The 22,747-nt window shown below is 51.6% G+C and carries 20 protein-coding genes; 7 read left to right on the forward strand and 13 right to left on the reverse strand.

Annotated features, from left to right (window positions below):
- Window positions 1–14 precede the first annotated feature (14 nt).
- Window positions 15–2,663 carry an OmpA family protein gene (locus tag BGX16_RS01550; protein WP_100424479.1) on the reverse strand — a complete coding sequence of 883 codons (2,649 nt, stop codon included), beginning with the start codon at window positions 2,661–2,663 and terminating at the stop codon, window positions 15–17.
- A 157-nt stretch (window positions 2,664–2,820) separates the two neighbouring features.
- Window positions 2,821–3,486: a JAB domain-containing protein gene (locus BGX16_RS01555; RefSeq protein WP_100424480.1), complete on the reverse strand. Its 666-nt coding sequence runs from the start codon at window positions 3,484–3,486 to the stop codon at window positions 2,821–2,823.
- A 395-nt stretch (window positions 3,487–3,881) separates the two neighbouring features.
- Here BGX16_RS01555 and ilvB point away from each other — a divergent pair, with 395 nt between their 5' ends.
- The 3 genes from ilvB to rfbD all read left to right on the forward strand — a co-directional run bounded on the left by ilvB (window position 3,882) and on the right by rfbD (window position 7,109).
- Window positions 3,882–5,606 (forward strand): biosynthetic-type acetolactate synthase large subunit, encoded by a 1,725-nt coding sequence (gene ilvB / locus BGX16_RS01565; RefSeq protein ID WP_100424482.1) that lies wholly within the window; start codon window positions 3,882–3,884, stop codon window positions 5,604–5,606.
- Window positions 5,607–5,609: 3 nt separating this feature from the next.
- The gene (gene ilvN, locus BGX16_RS01570) at window positions 5,610–6,119 is read left to right on the forward strand and encodes an acetolactate synthase small subunit (protein ID WP_100424483.1); all 510 of its coding nucleotides are present in this window, start codon (window positions 5,610–5,612) and stop codon (window positions 6,117–6,119) included.
- A 69-nt stretch (window positions 6,120–6,188) separates the two neighbouring features.
- Complete coding sequence (gene rfbD / locus BGX16_RS01575; RefSeq protein ID WP_100424484.1) at window positions 6,189–7,109, forward strand: dTDP-4-dehydrorhamnose reductase; 921 nt, start codon at window positions 6,189–6,191, stop codon at window positions 7,107–7,109.
- A gap of 65 nt (window positions 7,110–7,174) precedes the next feature.
- Here rfbD and prfB read toward each other — a convergent pair.
- The 6 genes from prfB to asd form a co-directional block, all read right to left on the reverse strand.
- Window positions 7,175–8,291, reverse strand: a protein-coding gene (gene prfB, locus BGX16_RS01580) for a peptide chain release factor 2 (protein WP_100424485.1) whose coding sequence is annotated in 2 segments (ribosomal slippage) — window positions 7,175–8,221 and window positions 8,223–8,291 — 1,116 coding nt in all. Because the reading frame shifts where the segments join, the coding sequence is not laid out codon by codon here.
- Window positions 8,291–9,304: a peptidylprolyl isomerase gene (locus BGX16_RS01585; RefSeq protein WP_100424486.1), complete on the reverse strand. Its 1,014-nt coding sequence runs from the start codon at window positions 9,302–9,304 to the stop codon at window positions 8,291–8,293. The genes prfB and BGX16_RS01585 overlap by 1 nt, the downstream gene beginning before the upstream one ends.
- Before the next feature lie 50 nt (window positions 9,305–9,354).
- Window positions 9,355–9,708, reverse strand: a complete 354-nt coding sequence (locus BGX16_RS01590) for a GerW family sporulation protein (RefSeq protein ID WP_100424487.1) — start codon at window positions 9,706–9,708, stop codon at window positions 9,355–9,357.
- A gap of 13 nt (window positions 9,709–9,721) precedes the next feature.
- Window positions 9,722–10,579, reverse strand: coding sequence for a hypothetical protein (locus tag BGX16_RS01595; protein ID WP_100424488.1), 858 nt, complete (start codon window positions 10,577–10,579; stop codon window positions 9,722–9,724).
- Window positions 10,580–10,594: 15 nt separating this feature from the next.
- Window positions 10,595–11,383: a hypothetical protein gene (locus tag BGX16_RS01600; protein ID WP_100424489.1), complete on the reverse strand. Its 789-nt coding sequence runs from the start codon at window positions 11,381–11,383 to the stop codon at window positions 10,595–10,597.
- Between the two features lie 19 nt (window positions 11,384–11,402).
- Window positions 11,403–12,260, reverse strand: coding sequence for an archaetidylserine decarboxylase (gene asd, locus BGX16_RS01605; RefSeq protein ID WP_100424490.1), 858 nt, complete (start codon window positions 12,258–12,260; stop codon window positions 11,403–11,405).
- Window positions 12,261–12,310: 50 nt separating this feature from the next.
- On the opposite strand from asd, the gene BGX16_RS01610 reads away from it, so the two are divergent.
- The 4 genes from BGX16_RS01610 to BGX16_RS01625 all read left to right on the forward strand — a co-directional run bounded on the left by BGX16_RS01610 (window position 12,311) and on the right by BGX16_RS01625 (window position 15,820).
- A complete protein-coding gene (locus tag BGX16_RS01610; RefSeq protein ID WP_157797809.1) occupies window positions 12,311–13,276 on the forward strand; it encodes a calcium/sodium antiporter in 966 nt (321 codons plus the stop codon).
- An 88-nt stretch (window positions 13,277–13,364) separates the two neighbouring features.
- Window positions 13,365–13,526, forward strand: coding sequence for a topoisomerase DNA-binding C4 zinc finger domain-containing protein (locus tag BGX16_RS01615; protein ID WP_100424492.1), 162 nt, complete (start codon window positions 13,365–13,367; stop codon window positions 13,524–13,526).
- A gap of 232 nt (window positions 13,527–13,758) precedes the next feature.
- Entirely contained in the window at window positions 13,759–14,952 is a 1,194-nt protein-coding gene (locus BGX16_RS01620; protein WP_100424493.1) for an MFS transporter, read from the forward strand.
- 115 nt (window positions 14,953–15,067) lie between these two features.
- Window positions 15,068–15,820 (forward strand): fibrobacter succinogenes major paralogous domain-containing protein, encoded by a 753-nt coding sequence (locus BGX16_RS01625; RefSeq protein ID WP_100424494.1) that lies wholly within the window; start codon window positions 15,068–15,070, stop codon window positions 15,818–15,820.
- Window positions 15,821–15,887: 67 nt separating this feature from the next.
- Here the strand turns inward: BGX16_RS01625 and BGX16_RS01630 are convergent, their stop codons facing one another.
- The 5 genes from BGX16_RS01630 to BGX16_RS01650 form a co-directional block, all read right to left on the reverse strand.
- Window positions 15,888–17,366, reverse strand: coding sequence for an amidophosphoribosyltransferase (locus tag BGX16_RS01630; RefSeq protein ID WP_100424495.1), 1,479 nt, complete (start codon window positions 17,364–17,366; stop codon window positions 15,888–15,890).
- 201 nt (window positions 17,367–17,567) lie between these two features.
- Window positions 17,568–18,569, reverse strand: coding sequence for a fibrobacter succinogenes major paralogous domain-containing protein (locus tag BGX16_RS01635; RefSeq protein WP_198514834.1), 1,002 nt, complete (start codon window positions 18,567–18,569; stop codon window positions 17,568–17,570).
- A 110-nt stretch (window positions 18,570–18,679) separates the two neighbouring features.
- Window positions 18,680–19,549, reverse strand: a complete 870-nt coding sequence (locus BGX16_RS01640) for a fibrobacter succinogenes major paralogous domain-containing protein (RefSeq protein ID WP_241899399.1) — start codon at window positions 19,547–19,549, stop codon at window positions 18,680–18,682.
- Window positions 19,550–19,567: 18 nt separating this feature from the next.
- Window positions 19,568–20,461 (reverse strand): fibrobacter succinogenes major paralogous domain-containing protein, encoded by an 894-nt coding sequence (locus BGX16_RS01645; protein ID WP_241899400.1) that lies wholly within the window; start codon window positions 20,459–20,461, stop codon window positions 19,568–19,570.
- Window positions 20,462–20,547: 86 nt separating this feature from the next.
- The gene (locus BGX16_RS01650; RefSeq protein WP_100424496.1) at window positions 20,548–22,632 is read right to left on the reverse strand and encodes a transketolase family protein; all 2,085 of its coding nucleotides are present in this window, start codon (window positions 22,630–22,632) and stop codon (window positions 20,548–20,550) included.
- Window positions 22,633–22,747 lie beyond the last annotated feature (115 nt).

The following is a 22,747-nucleotide window of genomic DNA, read 5'->3' on the forward strand; positions in this document are numbered from 1 at the left end:
TTGATAGACTCAGATTATTGAACGCGCTTCATCATGATGCGGCGGTTCAGTTCGCGACCTTCAGCCGTGCTGTTGTCGGCAACCGGATCCGCTTCGCCCATACCGACCGCTTCGAGACGGCTCTTATCTACGCCGTTCTTCACGAGTTCGGTAACGACTGCGTCGGCACGCTTCTGAGAAAGTTTCAGGTTGGACTTATCGTTACCGCGGTCATCGGTGTAACCGAGGATCTGGTAGCGTTCATCCTTGCGTTCCTTCGAGTTCAATTTCTTAGCGAGTTCACGGAGAGTTCTCTTCGAGTTAGCCGTGAGCTTGGCCTTGCCACTTGCGAAGTAGACTTCAAGCTTGATTTCTTCAACAGGGCAGCCATCTGCATCCGGAGAACCGGCTTCGAACGGACACTTGTCGAGGCCAGAGCACTGACCGGCGAACATGTCGAGCATACCCTTCTGAGTAACCCACGGATCGCAGACGCCGTCCGCATCCGAGTCCGGATTGTCGAGCGGGCAACCGTTGTTGGACACAGAACCCGAGTCAAACGGGCACTTGTCAAGGCCGGTGCAAACATCTGCGAACATTTCGAGCATACCCTTCTGGGTAACCCAAGCATCGCAAACGCCGTCCTTATCCGAGTCCGGATTGTCGAGCGGGCAACCGTCATTCTTCACAGAACCAGAATCATACGGGCACTTGTCGAGACCGGTGCAGACATCCTTGAAGACATCCTGCATTCCCTTCTGGGTAACCCAAGCATCGCAAACACCGTCATGGTCAACGTCCGGATCTTCCGTCGGGCAGCCATCCGTTGCAAGCGGACCCTTTTCGTTCGGGCATTTATCCACGCCCGTGCAGACGCTCTTGTAATCATCGAGCATGCCGCGTTCCGAGACCCAAGCATCGCAAACGCTATCCTGGTCGGAGTCCGGATTGCCAAGCGGGCAACCTTCGTTTTCAATCGGGCCATATTCAGCCGGGCACTTATCCACGCCCTTGCATTGCTTCATGTTCGGATCGGTCGGGTTTTCGAAGAAGTAGCCGAGCTGCTTTTCGGTAACCCAAGCATCGCAGAGACCATCACCATCGACGTCCGGATCCGGCCACGGGCAACCCTTGTTAGCCACAGGACCAGCTTCACCCGGGCACATATCGTAGCCCTTACAGACGTTAGCGAATTCAGCGAGGAGACCTTCGTCCGTCACCCACGGAGAGCAGAGGGAGTCGTTATCCGGGTCCGGGAGCTTGGTTGGGCAGCCGCTGAAGTTCGGCGAACCAGCCTGAGCCGGGCATTCATCGATGCCGGTGCAAACGTCAGCAAACTTAGCGAGCATATTCTTCTGAGAAACCCACGGGTCGCAAACGCCGTCCGCATCCGGATCCGGATTGTCGAGCGGGCAACCGTCAGAGCCTGCGCCCTGTTCGTTCGGGCACTGGTCAATGCCTTCGCAGATTTCAGCAAATTCGGAATGGAGACCCTTTTCGGCTACCCAAGCATCGCAAATACCATCTTCATCCAAGTCCGGGTTCGGCCACGGGCAACCATCGTTGCGCTTGTCGCCGCGTTCATCCGGGCACTTGTCTTCGCTATCAGGAACGCCGTCACCATCGCGATCCGGGTCGATCAGGAAGCCAGACCACGTGATGCCGCCGAAGCCGTAAGCCTGCGGAACCGTGCGGGCCTTGTAAGTCCAAACCGCTTCCGTATTGCCATTGGTCATGTGAGAACCGTCATGCGAGAATCCACCAGACACACGACCTTCCGTGTACTTCTTTGTCACAGCGAAGTGACCACCGACCTGAAGGTCGAGGTGAGAACCGATATGGAACACGAGACCCACAGAGGCTTCGTTCATCGTCATCGGTTTGAGACCTTCGTAGTCGCCATCAAAGATGTCCATATAGTATTCACCGAAGATGGAAACGACCGGAAGCGGATAGATTTCGATACCGGCAGCCACATTATAGAAGCCCGGGAAATTATCGTTACCCACCGTGAAACGGTAGCCGCCGTTCAAGTGGATGAGAATCGGAGCGGCTTCGATCTTACGCATATCCATCGTTGCTGCGAGAACAAAACGCATGATCGAGTTCTTGTTACCGTAAGCGTAACCAACGCCCGTATTTCTATTGATATAATCCGGTTCGCGGATCCAAAGACCGCGCTTGTTCGCGTCCGTCGTCGGGAAATCCATGCCGAGGAGCAACGCGATATCAAAAAGCTGATCTTCCGGAAGCGGTGCACGGAACTTCAAGCTAGCGCGGAGATTACCGAGATAGCCCTGATTAGCCGCATCACCTGCACGCGTTTCCTTGCCTTTTTCATCGGTATACTTATCAAAACCGACATGGTCATAATAAAGCGGAAGCATTACCGCTACGTCCACAATTTCGAACATGCCAAAGGACATGCCGAAGTAGCCGTTTGCACCATAATATTCAGACACGCCGTTACGGCCCGTGTTCGAATAGAACTCTTCGTCCGAGAAAACGCTCTTGTCATTCGAGATATCGCCCAAAACGCTGATACCCAACTGACCATGCTTCATGGACTGTGCTGAATATGTTTTGTCAAAACCGAGTTGTCCGCTCTTGTTAAAGGTTTCGTGCGCAAAAGCGAGCGAAGCCGATAAACCAAGAAGGGCCAAACACTTTATGCAGTTTTTCATTGGTTCTCCTTCTTATAAACCAATCCGAACCCGCCAACTGCGACGGGCATATTCCTAAGGAAAAAGATAGTTAGAAAAGCTTTTTTTGTCTTTATCATTTTGTTTCAACGCAACTTCGTTACCGCATTTTTACATTGCATCTTTCGTTTACAAATCGTTACGTTTCAAAGAGTTCCGGGAACTCCCGGCGCAGGCTCGTAAACCCTCGGAACGAAATAATCAAATGGTCGAGCACCGGGATTTCGAGAAGCTTGCCCGCCTGTACAAGACAACGCGTCACCTGTTTATCTTCTTCGCTTGCAATCAAAGAGCCCGACGGATGATTGTGCGCAACGATGACGCCACTCGCCCGGTCCCGAATCGCCTCGGCAAAAACCTCCCGGGCGTGCACCTGGGTTCGGTCGGCAAGGCCTTCCGTCACCACATGAACCCCCAAGAGCCCATTACAGTTACTTAAAGAGCTAACGACAAAACACTCCTGCTGTTTAAACTTGAGAAAGGCGATATGCGGCACAAGCGCACCGGGCGATGCGATGCTCTGCATCTGCGCACCCAGGAAAAAACGCCCCGAAAGTTCCAAGCACGCGAGAATTTGCGAAGCATTCGCCTTTCCAAGCCCTCCGATGCGGCAAAGTTCTTCAAGGCTCGGGCGACGAGCCATACCCGAAAGGAAGGTGGCAAGCTCTTCCGAAAGGGTAAAAACGTCCTTTTCGGAGGTTCCCCTGCCGAGAATCAGAGCGAGCAGGTCCGCGGTCGATAAGGACTCCGCGCCTTCCTTTTGCAAACGTTCCCGGGGAAGTTTTGTTCTGTCACAGACAATCATGCGATTTTTCCTCTCTTTTTAGATCTTTTTTTGTGATTTGGGACTCATCCTTATAGAAGGACGCTCGAAAAAGCGTTTTGTCCACCTCCAAGACGAAAAAAATCTTTTTCCTGTCCGTTCCCTCTATTGGGGTAACTTCCACTCCAAAACACAGATTTTCAAAATTTAAGATTCTCAAAAAATCAAAACTTTCACTCAAAAACAGATGATTTTAAAATTTTTAAAAAAATTTCATTCCAAAAATCAGCAAAATTAACCTTAAACAAGCAAAATCATGAACTTTTCAAAGCATCATTTTAAAAAATCGCATATTTTTTGCACAAAACCCTAGTAATAAGCCTTTTCATATTGTATATTTTACCTAGTAAAACGAATTCAATCTATCGAGAAATAACATGACAAATCACGCATTAAGCGGCGCACAGGTGATGCTCGATTGTTTAAAACGCGAAGGCGTTGACACAATCTTCGGTTATCCAGGCGGATCCGCAATTCCTCTTTTCGATGCACTCCTCGATTCTAATATTAAGATGGTGCTTTCCCGTCATGAACAGGGAGCAACCCACATGGCAGACGGCTATGCCCGTGCAACTGGCAAAGTCGGCGTTGTGCTCGTGACGAGCGGTCCGGGCGCCACCAATACATTTACCGGTATTTATACAGCTTTGATGGATTCCTCGCCGATTGTCGTGCTCGCCGCCCAGACGACCACTCCGAACCTCGGTAAGGACGCTTTCCAGGAATGCGATACGAGCGGCATGACTTTCGCAGCCGTGAAGCACTCCTTCCTCGTCAAGGACCCGAATGACCTTTCGCGCGTGGTGAAGGAAGCCTTCCACATCGCACGTTCGGGCCGTCCGGGTCCTGTGCTGATCGACCTTCCGAAGGACGTGACTGCAGGCAACTGCACCGCTTCTTTCAGCGATGAAATCGATCTCCCGGGTTACAAGATTCCGACTCACGCCGATCCGGAAGCCGTAGCGAAGGCAGCTGCACTTCTCAAAAAGTCCACAAAGCCTCTTCTCCTCGTCGGTCACGGCGCAATCATTTCTAACGCTTCCCGTCAGGTGAAGGAACTCGCCGAAAAGCTGAACGCTCCGGTAGTCGAAACCCTTCTCGGTCTCGGCGCTTTCCCAGAAACACATCCGCTTTCCCTCGGTATGCTCGGCATGCACGGTACCGCTTACGCGAACAAGGCCGTGCTCGAATGCGACTTGATCATGAGCATCGGTTCCCGCTGGGACGACCGCATCGTCGGTAAGATCGAAGAATTCTGCAAGGATGCAACGATTATCCATGTGGACATCGACCCGGCAGAAGAAGGCAAGATTCTGCAGCCGGATGCATTCCTCTGCGGCGATGCCAAGCTCGTTTTGGAACAGCTCCTCCCGCTCGTTTCCCGTCTCGATACAGAAGACTGGGTGAAGACCTGCCAGACTTACAAGAAGCGCTATCCGCTGACCTACCCGAAGCAGGGCGGTCTCCGTATGCAGCACATTATTTCGACCGTTTACGAGCTCACGAAGGGCAAGGCCATCGTCACGACAGACGTGGGTCAGCACCAGATGTGGGTCGCCCAGTTCTACAAGGCCGATTATCCGCGTCAGTTCATTTCGAGCGGCGGTGCAGGCACGATGGGCTTCGGTTTGCCATCCGCAATCGGTGCGGCCATCGGCGTCAGTTCCGAATTAAACTGGCCGATCTGCTGCTTCGCCGGTGACGGCGGATTCCAAATGACGGAATTCGAACTTTCGACAGCCGCCCTTCACAAGCTTCCGATCAAAATCTTCGTGATGGACAACAAGTACCTCGGCATGGTCCGCCAGTGGCAGGATATGTTCTACGGCAAGCGTTATTCTTCCGTGAGCATGGAAGGCAACCCGGACTTTGTAAAGCTCGCCGAAGCTTACGGAATCAGGGCATTCCGCATCAAGCGCTCCGCCGACGCCGAACGTATCATTCAGAAGGCTCTCGATTACAACGAAGGCCCAGTGCTCATCCACTGCGAATGTGAAGAAGAAGATAATGTGTTCCCGATGATTCCGGCGGGCGCCCCGCTCACCGCAATGATGACGGAACCGCCCAAAGGTCAGCTGGAAAAGCCGACAGGGAGCACCTAACCCATGGCTACATTTGATAAAAATGCATCGGCTCACTGCTTGAGCCTTCTCGTCGCAAACCGTCCCGGCGTTCTCGTGCGCATTGCGCTCGTGTTCTCCCGCCGTGGCTACAACCTCGACTCTCTCGTGGTGTCCCCGACGCTCAATCCGGACTTTAGCCGTATGAACATCGTGGCACACGGTAACCCAGAAATTCTCGTCCAGATCATCAAACAGCTCGAAAAGCTCGTCGACGTGATCCAGGCGAAGGACCACACCGGTTCGACCACCGTTGAAAAGGAACTTGCTTTGATCAAGGTCAAATGCAAGCCGGAACAGAGAACGGAAATTCTCCAGCTCTGCGACCACTTCAAGGCGGTTACCATCGATATGACCGAAACCTCGATGATTATCCAAATCACGGGTAACACGGACAAGATCGATGCGATGAAGCACCTCCTCGACAAATTCGAAGTGGTGGAATACATCCGTACCGGAAAAGTCATCATGCTTCGTGGCGAAGATATTACTTAATCGTAATTTTAACAGCAATCTTCCCAAAAAAAGTCCCGCGCAAGCGGGGCTTTTTTTATATTCAAGCACATGAAAATATTTGTAACAGGGGTGGCAGGACAACTCGGCCACGACGTCATTAATGAGCTCGCTAAAAGAGGTTACGAAGGGATCGCCAGCGACATCGCTCCGACATACAGCGGAATCCAAGATTCCTCTGAGGTCACGCAGGCAGCATACCGTTCCATGGACATTACAAACCCTAAAGCTGTAGAAGCGACCCTCACTGAAATCAACCCGGACGTTGTCATTCACTGCGCCGCCTGGACCGCAGTAGACCTCGCCGAAGACGAAGACAAGCAGGAAAAAGTTCGTGCGATCAACGCAGGCGGCACGAAGAACATCGCTCTCGTCTGCAAAAAGCTGAACTGCAAAATGGTCTACATCAGCACGGACTACGTCTTTGACGGTCAAGGCACAAAGCCCTGGGAGCCGGACTGCAAGGATTACAAGCCGCTGAACGTTTACGGTCAGACAAAGCTCGAAGGAGAACTCGCCGTAAGCGAAAATCTCGAAAAGTATTTCATCGTCCGCATCGCATGGGTCTTTGGCCTCAACGGCAAGAACTTCATCAAGACGATGCTGAACGTGGGAAAGACCCACGACAGCGTCCGCGTGGTAAACGACCAGGTCGGCACTCCAACTTACACCTACGACCTTGCCCGCCTGCTCGTCGACATGGTGGAAACGGAAAAATACGGCTACTACCATGCGACAAACGAAGGCGGATACATCAGCTGGTTCGACTTCACCCAAGAAATCTACAAGCAGGCGGGCCTCAAAACGAACGTTCTCCCGGTGACGACCGCGGAATATGGACTTTCGAAGGCTGCTCGTCCGTTCAACAGCCGACTCGACAAGTCAAAGCTTGTCGCAAACGGCTTTAAGCCTCTTCCGACGTGGCAGGATGCGCTTTCCCGCTACCTCAAGGAAATGCAGGACAACGCCTAAGCTTTTCGCTTTCTAGAAAAAAAGACTCGTCCATCGACGAGTCTTTTTTTGAAGTTCTAGAAGAATTACTTCTGTTCCGTTTCCGCCTGAGCCTGGCTCAAAAGATACGCGTTGATGAAAGGCTTGATCTTTCCATCAAGAACACCCGTCGTGTCGGACGTTTCTTCATTTGTACGCAAATCCTTCACCAGCTGATACGGTTGAAGAACATAGCTGCGGATCTGGGAGCCCCATTCCACCTTCTTCTTTTCGGCGAGGCGCGCATCGCGCTTCGCTTCTTCTTCCTGGCGATAATGTTCGGCGACCATCGTGGTGAGCATTTTCAAAGCCGTTGCACGGTTCTGAATCTGCGACCGTTCCGTCTGGCAGCTTGCGACGATACCCGTCGGGATATGCGTCATACGGACTGCGGAGTCGGTCTTGTTGATGTACTGCCCACCAGCACCCGAAGAACGGTAAACGTCCACGCGGATATCGGCCGGGTTGATTTCGAATTCGATTTCGTCGTGTTCCGGGTAAAGGTACACTGCACAGAAGCTCGTGTGACGGCGAGCGTTAGCGTCGAACGGGCTGATACGCACCAAGCGGTGAACACCGATTTCCGAACGGAGGAATCCGTAGGCGTATTCATCCTTGATTTCGATTGTCGCACTGCTGATGCCCGCTTCTTCGCCTTCCTGAACGTCGATGACCTTAAAGTCCATGCCTTCGCGTTCGAGGAAACGCTTGTACATCCGGAGCAGCATATTTGCCCAGTCGTGCGCTTCCGTTCCTCCTGCACCCGGGTGAAGGGTGAGGACTGCGGCACAAGCATCGTCCGGGCCCGAAAGCATCCGGCGAAACTCCATTTCGTCGACACGCTTCAAAAGGGCCTTGTAATCTTCTTCCACATTGTCGAAGAGTTCCTGCGAATCCGGTTCGGACTTAGCCATTTCGTAAAGTTCCGAAAGGTCATCGCAAGACGTGGAAAGCTCGTTCCAAGCGCCGATGGTCTTTTTGAGAGACGTAATCTTTTTGAGCAAGGCCTGGGCTTTGTCCTGATCATTCCAAAGATCCGGATTGCCGGATTCCTTTTCAAGTACCGAGAGCTCTACTTCCTTAGACTCAAGGTCAAAGATACCCCCGGAGCTTATCGATTCTCACGCGGAGTTCGGTAAGCCCTGTGTGCGAAGTCGTTGCCATTACTTGGCGCCTCCAATGGCACTTTCTGGAGTGTAATCCTTGTTCAGGTACTTGACCTTATACTTCTTGGCGAGTTCGTCCAAGTACTGCTTGATTTTGAGCTGACGTTCCTGTTCAGCCTGAACGCGGAGAATATATTCGATCTGGACCTTGTAATTTTCGAACTTGCCGTCGTTCTTTTCGGTGAGCATAAAGATCTGGAGACCTTCGCTCGTGGAGAAGACATCGGAGATTTCGCCAACGGTGAGCTTGCTGATGGCCTTTGCGAAGTCAGCGCCCTTGCTCTTGGCGAGGAACTTGTTCATCACGCCGCCTGTCTTACGAGCATCAGCGTCGTCGCTGTACTGAGCAGCGAGAGTAGCAAAGCTAGCCTTGCCAAGGCGAACCTGGGCTGCGAGACCCTTGAGGAGTTCCTTCTTGTCTTCGATAGCCTTCTTGGATTCACCCTTCTTGCTCTTGAGGAGAATGCGGGCGCCGCTGATGGTATCGTTCAAAGGTACCTTGGACTTGTTGAGTTCCCAGTAAGCGGAAATCTGCTTGTCGGTCGGATCTGTCGGATACGGCACCTTCTTTTCGAGAATGATGTCGCTCTGGAGCTGCTGTTCGATGCGCTGGTTGAACTGAGCTTCCGTGATGCCGCTCTTCTTGAGTTCCTTGTTAAAGGCGTCGATGCTCGGATACTGAGCCTTGAAAAGCTTGGCGACGCTGTCGATACGGTTTTTCGGAACCTTGATCGAAAGAGCCTTGGCTTCGAGCTTGATGAGTTCCTGACCGACGAGGTTATCGATCACAGCCCAACGAACCTGCTTCATCGCTTCTGGCGGAATCTGGCGGCCACGCGCCTGAGCCTTGGCGAGAGCTTCGGTAAGGCTGTCCACATGGCCCTGGGAAATACCAGTCTTACCGACTTGGATCACATCAAAATTTTTACCGTTCATGAGCTGAGCAGAACCGAAAGTTGCACAGACCATGACAGGGATAAGAGATTTCTTAACAAGATTGAAAAAGCGCATAAGCACCCTAGGTTAAATTTTGGACGCCGATAATATAGAAAAATCGGAACTCATGAATTCGAATCGGAAGCAGAACCCGAAGAGGTCTTACCCTTGACGGCGGAAACCACATCCGGGACGAGATCTGCAATCTTCGAAACGAGATTGTTGTCGCGAGCAATCGGCATGATGCGCACATCTTCGCCCGTAATTACGACAAAAGCGACCGGATTGATGGAAACGCCACCGCCAGAAGCCGCCACATTTTCCTTGTGACCGCCAAGGCCAAAGCCCATCGAAACGCGGCTCACCGGAATGACTGTTGTGGCTCCCGCCTGAATAGGCTTGCCAATCACCGTTTCCGCCTGGGAAACCAAGCGGAGCTTTTCGAGAATAGTATCTGCAAGTGTATCTATTTGTGCCATACGATAATAATAGTTATTCCGGAGAATCGTAAACGTCCTGGGCGACTTTTTCAAAGCGTTCCCGAAGCGATTTCACGCCCAAGTGCCCCCAGACACAGACAACTCTTCCGCCCGTTAAACGAAGCGCAACGCCGCGCTCCCCTGCCCCAGCGTCAAAACGGACCGTATCCGCCGAAAATTCGACACGACGGTCCGAACGCTGGATGTTTGCAATCCACTTCTGCCAGGCCTCCTGAGAAACGTAACCCCAGCTGCGGGCCGCATTCCAACGCAAATCGTTTCCCTGATACCCCTGCGCAAGCATCGGGAATTCCGACGGAATTCCCAAAAAGTTTCGCATTTGAATAGAGGTTTCTCCCGGAATACGGTCCTGAAGCGGCAAACTCAAGAATTCCTGAGGTAGACCCGTGCGATAATCCGGGAACGCCTGGACATAATGTTCAAGTTCCGCACGTTCATGGTTTCTCAAAAGCCCATAGCGGAATACAAAAAGGCGCTTGCCCGCACGCATAGCGATTTCACGGGAATCCCCTTCCACGACCGGGAGCGTTTCTTGCACAAGTCCGCTGTTCAAATAAAATGCGAGCGCCGCCATGTCCGAAGAAAATTCAAGGATTCGAATGTGAAGCGTATCGCCCGGAGTCGGCGCGTAATCGACTTCCGCCATGTTCGAAATCGCATAGCGATGCAAATGCCAAGCGTGCGGAACATGTTGCAGGACGGAATTCGAATCATAAAGCTGCACGTGGACAGGCGGCTTTTCACGGTACAAAAATTTGTACAGGTTCAAATTCAGAAGGGTCGAATTTCCTTCACAGGCGCCCCAAAACAACGCACAAAGTAACAGTCCTAAAATTTCAAAAGTTCGCATTCCCTAGTCCACCCCTTAACGATAATTTTCCTGTGTGAACAAGTCCCTCAAATGCCTGCTGAACGATTCGCCTCCGGGCATCGGCACATCAAAGAATTGAAAGGCGTGAGCCACCATCCGAGGATCCCTAGGCGAAAGCACCTTGCAAATCGAAAGGTTCAGCTTTCGCTTTCGAGGCTCGTCCATATCCGCGTATCCAATGTCCTTTCCCATTCCCACAAGGCCGATCCAGCTGCGCAGTTCAAACGCAAACGGAACCGGGACGATGTCGCCCGGAATATTTTGCCGAGCAAGTCCAAGGCCCCGCGGAGCAGGCGAAAACAGGCGCGATGTCGCCCAGATCGCCTTGGGGCGGTAAGAGCTCTTTCCCATAAAAAAGATTTCGCCTAAATCTCGAAGGATTCCCTTGTACTCGGTCGAAAAAGCCCAACCGGTAAGCGGAGTCCGTCGGCGGACAAAGTTTCCGACGCTCCAGAAGATTCCCGGCACGCTTTCTTCCACGGGCCATGCGAATGTTTTTTTGGCTGAGCGGACAGTTTCGATAACTTCTACTTCGGTCGGAAGCGGAAACGTCCACAGCCTTTCTGCAGGGAACTTTTGAAAAAGCGCCTGCAAAACCTTTTGCAATAGCGAAAGCGGAATTTCTTGCGAAAGGCAAGAGCCTAAAAGGACCCAGGCGATTTTCGCTTCTGGAGATTCCGCTTGTTCGGCAACGGCGACAATCGGGTCCGGTACACTTTCAAAAGACCGCACGAATTCGGCAGTCTCCTTCATGACATCCGGATGTTCCTTTACCCACTGCATTCCGACTGTTTCTGCTGAATTAAATCAGGCTCTGACCCATCTTGACCGCCTGTCCGAGAGTCGACTTGAACAGGTTCGGCTGGCGTTCGGCAAGGATCTTGTCCGCAACCAGAATCACGGTACTGCCCATTTCAAAGCGACCGAGTTCCGAGCCGCGTTCAAAACGGTATTCCGACTCTGGAACGTAATCCACACGCGGAGCCTTGCGCGGGAGCTTGCCCACGTTCGTTATCCAGTTCGGAGCGTAATTGACCACGATGCGGCCCACGTTCGTCGCACCGACCTTTACGAGCAAAAGTTCGCCTCCGCCATCCACGGCAATACGGGTTGTAATGCGTTCATTGATGCAGAAGAGACCTTCCACACGTTCCGCGCTCCAAGGGTTCACCGGCCAGAGCGTTCCCGGGCAATAGCTTGCCGAAACGAGCTTTCCCGCTACCGGGGAATGGATACGGTGGTAGTTGAACGGAGCGAGGTAGATTGTCGCAAAACGTCCACCGTCGAACCGTTCCGCAAGTTCCGGATCGCGAAGGAGTTCCGCGAGGGAATATTGCTTTCCCTTCGCCTGGATCATTTCCGCGTTCTTGCCTTCGAGGATTCCCGTCTGGGATTCACGACCGTCGACCGGGCTTACGACTTCGGCATCGGCAATCGGGCGAGCTCCATCCTTCAGAGTGCGGATAAAAAGTTCACCGATATTCGCATACGACGAAAGCGGTGCAGAAGCCTCTTCCATGTTCAAAGAATATGCTTTGGCAAACAGGTTGCGGGCAAGCTTCGAAAGGAAGGGAACCTTCAAATTGACAAGATTACCGAAAAGCCTCGATTCGAGATTCTTCGGCAGGAGTTTCATAAACACATAACGAGGAGAATTCATCGTTGCAAAATTATATAACTTTGAAGCAATTTGAAACCAAAGGTTATCATATGGACTATCTATTTTTAGTCATCGGACTCGCCTTACTTCTTCTTGGAGCAGAATTCCTCGTAGACTCTTCCGTCGCGATTGCCAAACGCGCTCAAATTTCGAGCTTTATCATCGGTCTTACGATCGTCGGCATGGGAACCTCGGCGCCGGAGCTTTTTGTTTCGCTCTCTTCCGCACTTTCGGGCCACGGAGACGTCGCTATGGGAAACATCGTCGGCTCCAACATCTGCAACATTTTTTTGATTTTAGGCGTTTCTGCCACGATTACACCTTTCGCCATTCAAAATGACATTGTGAAGCGCGACATTCCTTTTGGAATCTTTGCCGCGCTCTTGCTATTTGTGCTTGCGAACGACTCCCGGATTTTTAACTCTGCGGAAAGCGGACTTTCCCGAATCGAAGGCATCGTTTTTCTCGTTTTGTTCTTTGCCTACATGGCTTTTACAATTACAAAGAGCCTCAAGAACCGCAGTAAAGAGGAAGAGGAAGAAGCGGAGTCCAAGCTTTCCGGAAAGCCGCTTCCCCTGCTCATCCTGATTGCGATTGCCTCTCTTGCGGGGCTGATCGGAGGCGGGAACCTGTTCCTTTCTTCTGCTGAAAATTTGGCGCGCGCCTGGGGAGTCAGCGAAGCGGTGATTGCGATTACCATCGTCGCTATAGGAACTTCCCTGCCGGAACTCATCACTTCGATTATCGCCTCTCTCAAGAACAATTCCGAGCTCGCGCTCGGTAACGTCATCGGTTCGAATACCTTCAACATTTTACTGATTTTGGGAACCGCATCGACAGTCCATCCATTCAGCATTCAGGGAATTCGCATAGAAGACTTCGCGGTCATGATCTTTGCCACGCTTTGCACGCTGGGCGTTGCTTTCAGCTTCCGAAAATACTTCTTTACTCGCGGAGAAGGCATTTTCTTTCTCGTCTGCTACGTCGGCTATACCGCTTATTTGGTGGTCAGGTAAACTAGATGATCAATGCAACAAGCCGAACCCTTCGGATTACGCAAAAAAATATGAGAACTTGCTAAAGAGCTGTAGGACGGATGAAAATATGAATCAGGAAAAGAGAGAAACTACTCCAGAAAAAGTTTGTCCCAAATGCAGGAAACCCCTTGTTCTTCGCACGGCTAAAAAAGGTGAAAATGCAGGAAATAAGTTCTGGGGTTGCAGCGGTTTCCCGAAATGCTGGTACAGGGAAAATGAAAATCCTTAAATGACATTATTGCATTCAATCGCGATAGACCTTTTGCAAATTCAAAAGCCTCACTAACTTTTCCTTGTTTGTGAAGGATACGCATGGCTTTTCGTTTATGGATGCTTATCATTTTGAAGATCGCTTTTTCCCGTGATAGGGTGATTGGATTATGTCATGATGAAAAAATCGAATCTTCATTTTCCGGAAAAGGTTCAAGTATTTGTAAAATTTTTAGCAGGAATTTAAGATCATGCCTTCTGAACAAAACTCACTTGAAAAGCCTGCCCTTTGGACACGGAACTTCACGACCTGTGCAATAGTGAACTTTCTCCTGTTCTTTAGTTTTTACCAGTTGCTCCCGATCCTTCCGCTGTACATCATTGAAAAATTCCAGACGGACAATGCGACGGCGGGCGTTATCATTTCGCTGTACACGATCGGTGCGCTAGCCTGCAGACCGTTCGCCGGTTTTTTGGTCGATACGCTCAGCCGAAAGCCGCTTTACTTTTGGACCTTCTTCGCCTTTACGCTTTGCTTCTTAGGTTACAAAACTGTAGGCCTTTTGCCGATCCTTGCCGTGGTGCGTTTTGCGCATGGTCTTTTCTTTGGCATTTCGAGTACGGCGAGCAATACGGTCGCGATCGATTCCCTGCCGGCGAGCCGCCGCGGCGAAGGCATTGGATATTTTGGCATCAGCGTGAACTTAGCCTTCGCCACGGGTCCGATGACAGGCATGTTCCTGTACGAAGCCTTTGGCGATTCGATCGTCTTTGCGATGTCGGTTATCCTCTGCGTCGTCGGGCTTATTCTCGTGAAGACATTGAACGTTCCTCCCAAAGAAAAGAGGCCTCACGCGCCGCTTTCCTTGGACCGATTCTTTTTGACCCGCGCGATTCCGCAGTTCATCAACTTTATCTTTGTGGGCTTTGCCTACGGTCCCGTGACAAACTACATCGCCCTTTACGCAAAGGAACTTGACATTGGAGGATCAGGCTGGTTCTACGCCTTGATTGCGGCAGGCCTCATTATGAACCGTATCATGACGGGTCGTCTTATAGACCGAGGCTACCTGATTCACTTGGTGGGAGCAGGCATGACGCTCATTATTTTCGCCTTTACCCTGCTCGCCTTTGCGCAGAATCCGCTTATGTTCTTTACGTCCGCATTCCTCATCGGTACAAGCCTTGGACTTATTTTCCCGGGATACCAGACGATGTGTGTGAACCTCGCACGGCATGACCAGCGCGGCACCGCAAACAGCACCTATTTAAGCGGTTGGGACATCGGCATCGGCACGGGCATTTTAGTCGGCGGCTCCCTTGCCGAAGTTTTCGGCATGCACAGACAGATGTTCTTCGTTTGCGCGATCGCCCTCTTGATTGGCGACATCCTGTTCTTCACCTGGACTTCTAGGCATTACACAAAGAACAAGCTCGAAGGCTAAACGGGCGAATCCTTTCAAAAAAGTTTTTGTTTGCCGAGAAATCTTTTCGCATTCGGCATTTTTCCGTTATATTAAAGAATAGAAGAGATTTTCACTTAAAACGGAAGGAGCGCCTATGCCTATTTCATTCATTGTCTTTGTTCTCATTGGATTTATCATTGTCGCTGTCGGCGCTTATCGACTCGGGGCTCACTTTAGCCATGCCGCCAAGCGGGAACAACCCGAAGAAAAGAACTCCATTCCTTACGATAAATGCGTCGCTGGGAACACGTCCAAATTCCAGTATGGAAGCCTTACCGACGCACGCGACGGCGAAACTTACCGCACCATTCGAATCGGGAATCAAGTCTGGATGGCAGAAAACCTGCGCTTTCATGCAGAAGGAAGTTTTGCCCCGAACAACCATGAAGAAAATGTCAAAGTGCATGGCAGACTCTACACGTGGAATTCCGCACTGGGTCTTCCAGATGAACCGCCTGAAGATTCTACAGCAAGCCACCTCGACATGACGAAGCAAATCCGCGAAAAGAACTACCAGGGCATTGCACCGGAAGGTTGGCACATTCCAAGCAACAAGGAATGGGAAACCCTGATGGCTCAGCTAAAATCAAGCGATGAAGACCTGCGCAGTGGCTGCTTTTGGCGCAAGCCGGGCAGGGATTCCCTCGGATTTTTCGCCCTGCCTGCCGGTTACCGCTTTGGCAACGGAAGTTTCTTGCACTTTGGCGACCGCACCCGCTTCTGGAGCAAAGACGAATACTGTGGCAGATCCAACGCTTATCGCTTTGGCATCACCGAAGAATCGATGGACATCGAAGGCATTTACCGTTCCGATGCCATTTCTGTCCGCTGCATCCAGAATTCTTAATGCATCCTCCATACAAAAAGAGCCCGCCCAATGGCGAGCTCTTTTTTTTTGGGAATTGCAATGCCGATTACTTGTTTTCCGATTCCTTCGGAGATTCTTCGCTTTCGCACGGACAGTGATAGCAGTCGCCCGTTTCCGCATAGTCCTTACCGCTCCAGCAGTAAGTGCAAAGATCTTCTTCTGGAAGGCCGATCGCCTGGATCAAGTCATCAATACGCTGGAACGCGAGAGATGTCAAATGCAACTTTGCTCGGATGTATTCGACCATTCCCTTGTATTCTTCGCTATCCGGATTGGTGTACTTGTCAAGATCTGCGTTTTCACCTTCGACGTCGCGAATATAACGGCGCGTAATCAAATCGTAAACACTCTTTGAACGGGAAAAGTTGATGAACTTGCAAGGATACACAAGCGGCGGGCAGGCAATGCGCATGTGCGTTTCCTTACAGCCTAACGAATAAAGCTTCAATGCCTGCTTACCGAGCTGCGTACCGCGAACGATCGAATCATCGCAGAATACCAGGCGGCGGTCCTTGATAAGGCCAGGAATCGGGATGAGCTTCATGGAAGCCACATGTTCACGCTGCTTCTGGTCTTGCGGCATAAAGGAACGTGCCCAAGTCGGCGTGTACTTTACAAACGGACGTGCGAACTTGACGCCCGCTTCATGGGCGTAACCGAGAGCATGGGAAGTTCCGGAATCCGGGATACCGCAGGCTGCGTCCGCTTCCGTCGGTGTGCGCTTGGCAAGAGCACTACCACAGCGGTAACGGGTCATTTCCACGTTGCGGCCTTCATAGCTCGATGCCGGGTAGCCGTAATAGACCCAGAGAAACGAGCAGATAGCCATCTTGCGGCCCGGCTGCACCACGGTCGAAATCGAATCGGCGGTCATCTTCACCACTTCGCCCGGTCCGAGATCGCGCACATGTTCAAAGCCCAAGTTCTGCAATGCACAGCTTTCCTGGAGCGCGATCATGGCTCCGTCCTTTTTACCGATGACAATCGGGGTTCTGCCCCACTTGTCGCGGCTTGCGTAGAAAGTTCCATCGCTTTCGATCAAAAGAATAGAGATACTTCCCTTCACCTTTTCATGCACATACTGCAAACCTTCCACAATGGAGTCGCGCGTTGCGATCAGAGCCGAAATGATTTCCGTTTGGCCAACCATACCGCTGGTCGTAGAATACTGCAACTGCACACAGTTCGTGCTGAAAAGTTCCTTCTTTAATTCTTCGATGTTGGCAATCAGGCCCACGGTTACGACTGCAAAAGTTCCGAGCTTTGAGCTCATCACGAGCGGCTGCGGGTCCGTATCGGAAATCACGCCGATTCCCACTTTCCCCACGAAAGCAGACAAGTCATGTTCGAACTTGCTGCGGAACGGCGTGTTCTGGATGTTGTGGATGGAACGATGGAAAGTTCCATCCGGTTCCAAGACAGCCATACCGCCACGATGCGTTCCAAGATGCGAATGATAGTCGGTTCCGTAAAAAAGATCGAAGACGCAATCTTCTTTCGAAACAACTCCACAAAAGCCACCCATATAGACACTCCTAAGCAAAAGGATTTGTTCTAGCTGAGCGAAAATTTAGAATTTTTTGTTCCTGTTTTTTTAGACTTTTTTAAAGCTTTTTTAGGCTTGAGAGAGCCTATCCTTGCTTCGAGAAAAAGAACGCAAAAAAATATGTAAAACACCCCTTGCCTAATGATTTGTAGGCAAATAGGAATTTTTCAGGTTGACAACCTAGTCCTTTACACAACGAACGGAATGCCCGTAGTACTTACTGTTGTAGTACAGGTACGCGCGGTCGTAGTAGTAGTACAAGAGCATGCCGTACGCGTAGTAACTACTGCTCTCCGTAGAACTCCAGAAGTACGCGTAGCGGCCCTCGTCGATGAAATCCCCACTGAGGAACCTGTAGCCGGCAGGCAACGCCGAGAAACCGAAAGAGTCCTCATTGGTGATTCCGTCATATGCCGTCCAACCCGTCTGCGACTTGAGCTTGGCACCGGCTGTGGATTTACCGCCCACTGCCGTGAACAGCGTATTCCATTCATCGTAGCTTGGCAAGTGCCAACCCTCGGGGCAAACTATTTTTGCTGCCGCCCAGGTGTAAAGGCGACCGTATTTTTCGCAATTTGCAGCGACATTGCCGTAACACCAGCTATTTTCCTTGAGACTCGGGGTCTTCACGCTGTCTGCATAATTCAGGTTCTCTGCCATCCACACTTGTTCGCCGATTTTCACCGTCTTGTATGTGTTGCCGTCGCGGGAGTCGGTCATGGTGCCGTAGATAATACCCATCTCACTGCTAGAACTTTGCTCATTTTCGCTAGAGCTCGAATTCACATCAGCAGAACTGCTGGATTGCGTCGCTTCGCTCGAACTGGATTGCGGCGCCTCGCTCGAACTGGATTGTGGCGCCTCGCTTGAACTGGATTGCGTTGCCTCGCTCGAACTGGATTGCGGCGCCTCGCTCGAACTGGATTGTGGCGCCTCGCTTGAACTGGATTGCGGCGTTTCACTCGAAGAAGAACTTTCCATGACACTCGAAGAAGAACTCTCTATGGCACTAGAAGACAAGCCGTCATTACGAATCGTCGAAGAGGACGAAGGAATCTCCACGGCACTCGAGGAAGACAGTTCCTCAATTTCCGTATCCTTGGCAGAAGCACTGTCACTATCGCAGGCGACAAGCATCGCAGACAGGGCGAATGCACCAACAAACAGTTTCGTGAAATTCATGAAACCCTCCATTAAATCTATTTACCGCATAAATTTAATAAACAAAAAAACGGCAGGCGAAGCACTGGCCAGAAAAAGAGGAAATCTAAAAGGATACAACCCTGGAATTGCTAGTCCTTTACACAACGAACGGAAAGCCCGTAGTACTTACTGTAGTACTCCAGGTACGCGTAGTCGCTGCCGTAGTACAAGTACATGTAGTACGCGTAGTTACTACCGTACTCCGTAGAACTCCAGAAGTACGCGTAGTTGCCCTCGCCGTAGTAATTCCCAATGCTGTTCCTGTAGCCGGCAGGCAACGCCGAGAAACCGAAAGAGTCCTCATTGGTGATTCCGTCATATGCCGTCCAACCCGTCTGCGATTTGAGCTTGGCACCGGCTGTGGATATACCGCCCACTGCCGTGAACAGCGTATTCCATTCATCGTAGCTTGGCAAGTGCCAACCCTCGGGGCAAACTGTTTTTGCTGCCGCCCAGGTGTAAAGCCGGCCGTATTTTTCGCAGTATCCAGCGACACCGTCGTAACACCAGCTCTTTCCCTTGAGACTTGCGGTCGTTACACTGTCGGCATAGTTCAGGTTTTCGGCCATCCAGGTCTGGGTGCCGATGACCACCGTCTTGTAGGTCTGGCCGTCGCGTAAATCTGTCAGCGTTTTTGCGGTTGCGTCGTAAACACTGCCAGCGCTTATGTTTTCAGAAGAACTGCTGGATTTCGTCGTTTCACTCGAAGAGGAGGAATTGTCATTGCGAATCGTCGAAGACGATGAAGCAATCTCAATGGCACTCGAAGAGGAACTCTCTATGGCACTGGAAGACAAGCTGTCATTACAAATCGTCGAAGAGGACGAAGCAATCTCCACGGCACTCGAGGAAGACAGTTCCTCAATTTCCGTATCCTTGGCAGAGGCACTGTCACTATCGCAGGCGACAAGCATCGCAGACAGGGCGAATGCACCAACAAACAGTTTCGTGAGTTTCATGGAACCCTCTTATTTTCCCTAGTCCTTTACACAACGAACGGAATGCCCGTAGTTCTTACTGTAGTAGTCCAGGGGCGCGTCGTGGTAGTCGTAGTACAAGGTCATGTAGTACGCGCCGCTACTACTGCCCTCCGTAGAACTCCAGAAGAGCGCGTTGTAGCCCTCGAGGCTGTAATCCCCACTGTAGTACCTGTAGCCGGCAGGCAACGCCGAGAAACCGAAAGAGTCCTCATTGGTGATTCCGCCATATGCAGCCCAACCAGTCTGCGATTTGAGCTTGGCACCGGCTGTGGATTTACCGCCCACTGCCGTGAAGAGAGTGTTCCATTCATCGTAACTTGGCAAGTGCCAACCCTCGGGGCAAACACCCTGGACTTTGCCAGAAAGACCGCAAATCTTGCCGTAGCCGCAGTCTAGCGGATTGTCCGCATCGGTTGCAAGTTTCACCGAGTCCATCGCCGCCGCCCAGGTGTACAGGCGACCGTACTTGGAGCAGTTGGAGGGATCGTCATCATAACAGTAGCTGTTCTCCGTCTCGTAATTCAGGTTTTCGGCCATCCAAGTCTGCTCGCCGATGACCACCGTCTTGTAGGTCTGGCCGTCGCGCAAATCTTTCAGCGTTTTTGCGGTTGCATCGTAAACACTGCCAGCGCTTATGTTTTCAGAAGAACTGCTGGATTGCGTCGTTTCACTCGAAGAAGAACTTTCCATGACACTCGAAGAAGAACTCTCTATGGCACTGGAAGACAAGCTGTCATTACGAATCGTCGAAGACGATGAAGCAATCTCCACGGCACTCGAAGAAGACAGTTCCTCAATTTCCGTATCCTTGGCAGAGGCACTGTCACTATCGCAGGCGACAAGCATCGCCGTCAAGGCAAAAGCACCGAGAGAAAACTTGGCGAAATTCATTAAAACCTCCAAAATAAACCTTATTGGCATGAATGTAAAAAAAGTCCGCTCGCTGCGGACTTTTTTGAATTTATTTGTACGAACTCTTAGCCGTTTGCCTTCTTGAAATCGGCAACGGACTGAGCAAATTCAGCGAGGTAAGCCTTCGCCTGTTCCACGACAGCTGCCGGTTCATAACCGAACTTCTTTTCGAGGACAGATGCCGGAGCCGAAGCACCAAAGCGTTCGAGGCCTGCGACCTTACCAAAGCCACCGACGACATCCTTGAACAGGACCGGAAGACCGCTCGAAAGAGCAAACACCGGAGTCCAAGGAACGATGATGGAATCGCGATAAGCCTTGTCCTGGAGCGTGAAGAGCTTCGGGCTGATCATCGAAACGACGCGCACATTCTTGCCTTCCTTGCGGAGCACTTCTGCGGCTTCGTGTTCGAGATAAACGTCGGAACCGTTCGCAACGAAAGTCAGGTCCGGATTCTTGCCTGCCGGAGTATTGTCGCTCACGACATAAGCGCCCTTGCGGCACTTGGCGGCTTCCGCATAACGGGAGCTGCCCTGCGGGCACGGAAGAGAGCCGACCTTCTGACGGGTCAAAATGAGAGCTGTCGGGCTATCGGTATTTTCAAAAGCCATTTCCCATGCGACAGACGTTTCTGCCGGATCAGCCGGACGGAGAACGAGCATCTGGGAGCGACCATCTTCCTTCATCAAATCTTCGAGAAGGCGAATCTGCGTTTCGTGTTCGATCGGCTGGTGAGTCGGACCGTCTTCGCCGACGCGGAAGCTGTCATGCGTAAAGACGTACTTCACCGGAAGGCCCTGGAGGGCGGCCATACGGATGACCGGCTTCATGAAGTCGCTGAACACGAAGAACGTGGCGCAAATCGGGTACAGACCTCCATGGAGAGCGAGACCGCAAGCGATAGCGCCCATGGTGAGTTCCGCAACGCCGACCTGGACAAATGCACCGCCAAAGTCACCCGGCGTCATGATGCGGGTTTCATTCAAGAACTTCTGAGTTTGGTCGCTGTTCGAAAGGTCTGCGGAGCTGCAGATGATATTCTTGTAATTCTTGGCGAGGTAAGAAAGGACCGTGCCCGAACTGTTACGGGTGGCAACGCCTTCCTTCTGTTCCAAATCCTTCAGGTTGAGCTGAATGTTCTTGCCGGAGAGCCATGACTGGATCGTCGCAGCCTTTTCCGGATTCTTCGCATCCCAGTCCGCCTTCTTTGCCTTCCATTCGGCGGCAATCTTTTCGAGTTCCTTCAAGCGTTCGTCGAAAGCCTTCTTGACTTCCGGGAAGACTTCGAACGGATTTTCCGCATTACCGCCCAAACGACGGACGGTTTCTTCTGTCGAAGCGCCTGCGCCGGAAAGCGGCTGACCGTGGGTAGAAACCTTGCCTTCGAAAGATTCGCCGGCGGCACCGACTGCGCCCTTTGCCATCGTCGTGTGACCGATGATGATCGTCGGACGTTCGGTTTCTGCATAAGCAGCCTTGAAAGCGGTACGGAGTTCATCGACGTTTTCACCGTCGGCTTCGAGAACCCTAAAGCCCCAGGATTCATACTGCTTCTTGAAGTCCTGGTCCATGACGTCCTTGGTTTCGCAAGAAAGCTGTACACCGTTTGCGTCATAGAAGAAAATCAAATTGGAGAGCTTCAAGTGACCAGCCACGCGGCCGACACCGTAAGCGATTTCTTCCTGGATGCCGCCGTCCGAAACGAGCACAACCGTCTTGTGAGAGAGGATGTCACCGAAGTGGGCGACCTTGTAACGTTCCGCAATCGCAACGCCCACAGCCATACCCTGACCGAGACCGAGAGGGCCCGAAGAGTTTTCGACTCCGTGTTCCACGGAGAGTTCCGGGTGACCGGAAGTGATGCTGCCGAACTGGCGGAAGTTCTTCAAGTCTTCCAAGGAAAGACGACCGGTGAGGACAAGTTCTGCATAGAGCAGCGGGGACATGTGGCCCGGGTCCATGAGGAAGCGGTCACGCGCTTCCCACTGCGGATTCTTCGGATCGAAACGGAGGAATTCCGCAAAAAGAAGAGTAATGGCCGTTGCGGCGCCCATTGCTCCACCCGGGTGTCCGGACTTAGCCTTTTCGACCATGGAGGCGGAAAGGATTCGCACGTTGTCTGCTGCTTTGAGAATAATTGAATTGTCCACAAGAAGCCTCTGTAAAAAATTTGCGCCCCAAATTTAAATTACATTCCCCGATTTCTCAACTATAAAAAGAAAATCCCACAGGAAAAACGGCAAAGGAAACAGCTTTCCGGCAAAA

The sequence above is a fragment of the Hallerella succinigenes genome, assembly GCF_002797675.1.
GTDB classification, from domain to species: Bacteria; Fibrobacterota; Fibrobacteria; order Fibrobacterales; family Fibrobacteraceae; genus Hallerella; species Hallerella succinigenes.

Excerpts from the sequence above, each read along its gene's own strand:
- BGX16_RS01590 (WP_100424487.1), bottom strand. The coding sequence starts at position 9,708 with ATGGCACAAATAGATACACTTGCAGATACTATTCTCGAAAAGCTCCGC.
- asd (WP_100424490.1), bottom strand. The coding sequence starts at position 12,260 with ATGAATTCTCCTCGTTATGTGTTTATGAAACTCCTGCCGAAGAATCTC.
- BGX16_RS01620 (WP_100424493.1), top strand. The coding sequence starts at position 13,759 with ATGCCTTCTGAACAAAACTCACTTGAAAAGCCTGCCCTTTGGACACGG.
- rfbD (WP_100424484.1), top strand. The coding sequence starts at position 6,189 with ATGAAAATATTTGTAACAGGGGTGGCAGGACAACTCGGCCACGACGTC.
- BGX16_RS01595 (WP_100424488.1), bottom strand. The coding sequence starts at position 10,579 with ATGCGAACTTTTGAAATTTTAGGACTGTTACTTTGTGCGTTGTTTTGG.
- BGX16_RS01555 (WP_100424480.1), bottom strand. The coding sequence starts at position 3,486 with ATGATTGTCTGTGACAGAACAAAACTTCCCCGGGAACGTTTGCAAAAG.
- BGX16_RS01585 (WP_100424486.1), bottom strand. The coding sequence starts at position 9,304 with ATGCGCTTTTTCAATCTTGTTAAGAAATCTCTTATCCCTGTCATGGTC.
- BGX16_RS01630 (WP_100424495.1), bottom strand. The coding sequence starts at position 17,366 with ATGGGTGGCTTTTGTGGAGTTGTTTCGAAAGAAGATTGCGTCTTCGAT.
- BGX16_RS01645 (WP_241899400.1), bottom strand. The coding sequence starts at position 20,461 with ATGAATTTCGCCAAGTTTTCTCTCGGTGCTTTTGCCTTGACGGCGATG.
- BGX16_RS01625 (WP_100424494.1), top strand. The coding sequence starts at position 15,068 with ATGCCTATTTCATTCATTGTCTTTGTTCTCATTGGATTTATCATTGTC.
- ilvN (WP_100424483.1), top strand. The coding sequence starts at position 5,610 with ATGGCTACATTTGATAAAAATGCATCGGCTCACTGCTTGAGCCTTCTC.
- BGX16_RS01635 (WP_198514834.1), bottom strand. The coding sequence starts at position 18,569 with ATGAATTTCACGAAACTGTTTGTTGGTGCATTCGCCCTGTCTGCGATG.
- ilvB (WP_100424482.1), top strand. The coding sequence starts at position 3,882 with ATGACAAATCACGCATTAAGCGGCGCACAGGTGATGCTCGATTGTTTA.
- BGX16_RS01600 (WP_100424489.1), bottom strand. The coding sequence starts at position 11,383 with ATGCAGTGGGTAAAGGAACATCCGGATGTCATGAAGGAGACTGCCGAA.
- BGX16_RS01640 (WP_241899399.1), bottom strand. The coding sequence starts at position 19,549 with ATGAAACTCACGAAACTGTTTGTTGGTGCATTCGCCCTGTCTGCGATG.
- BGX16_RS01615 (WP_100424492.1), top strand. The coding sequence starts at position 13,365 with ATGAATCAGGAAAAGAGAGAAACTACTCCAGAAAAAGTTTGTCCCAAA.
- BGX16_RS01610 (WP_157797809.1), top strand. The coding sequence starts at position 12,311 with ATGGACTATCTATTTTTAGTCATCGGACTCGCCTTACTTCTTCTTGGA.
- BGX16_RS01550 (WP_100424479.1), bottom strand. The coding sequence starts at position 2,663 with ATGAAAAACTGCATAAAGTGTTTGGCCCTTCTTGGTTTATCGGCTTCG.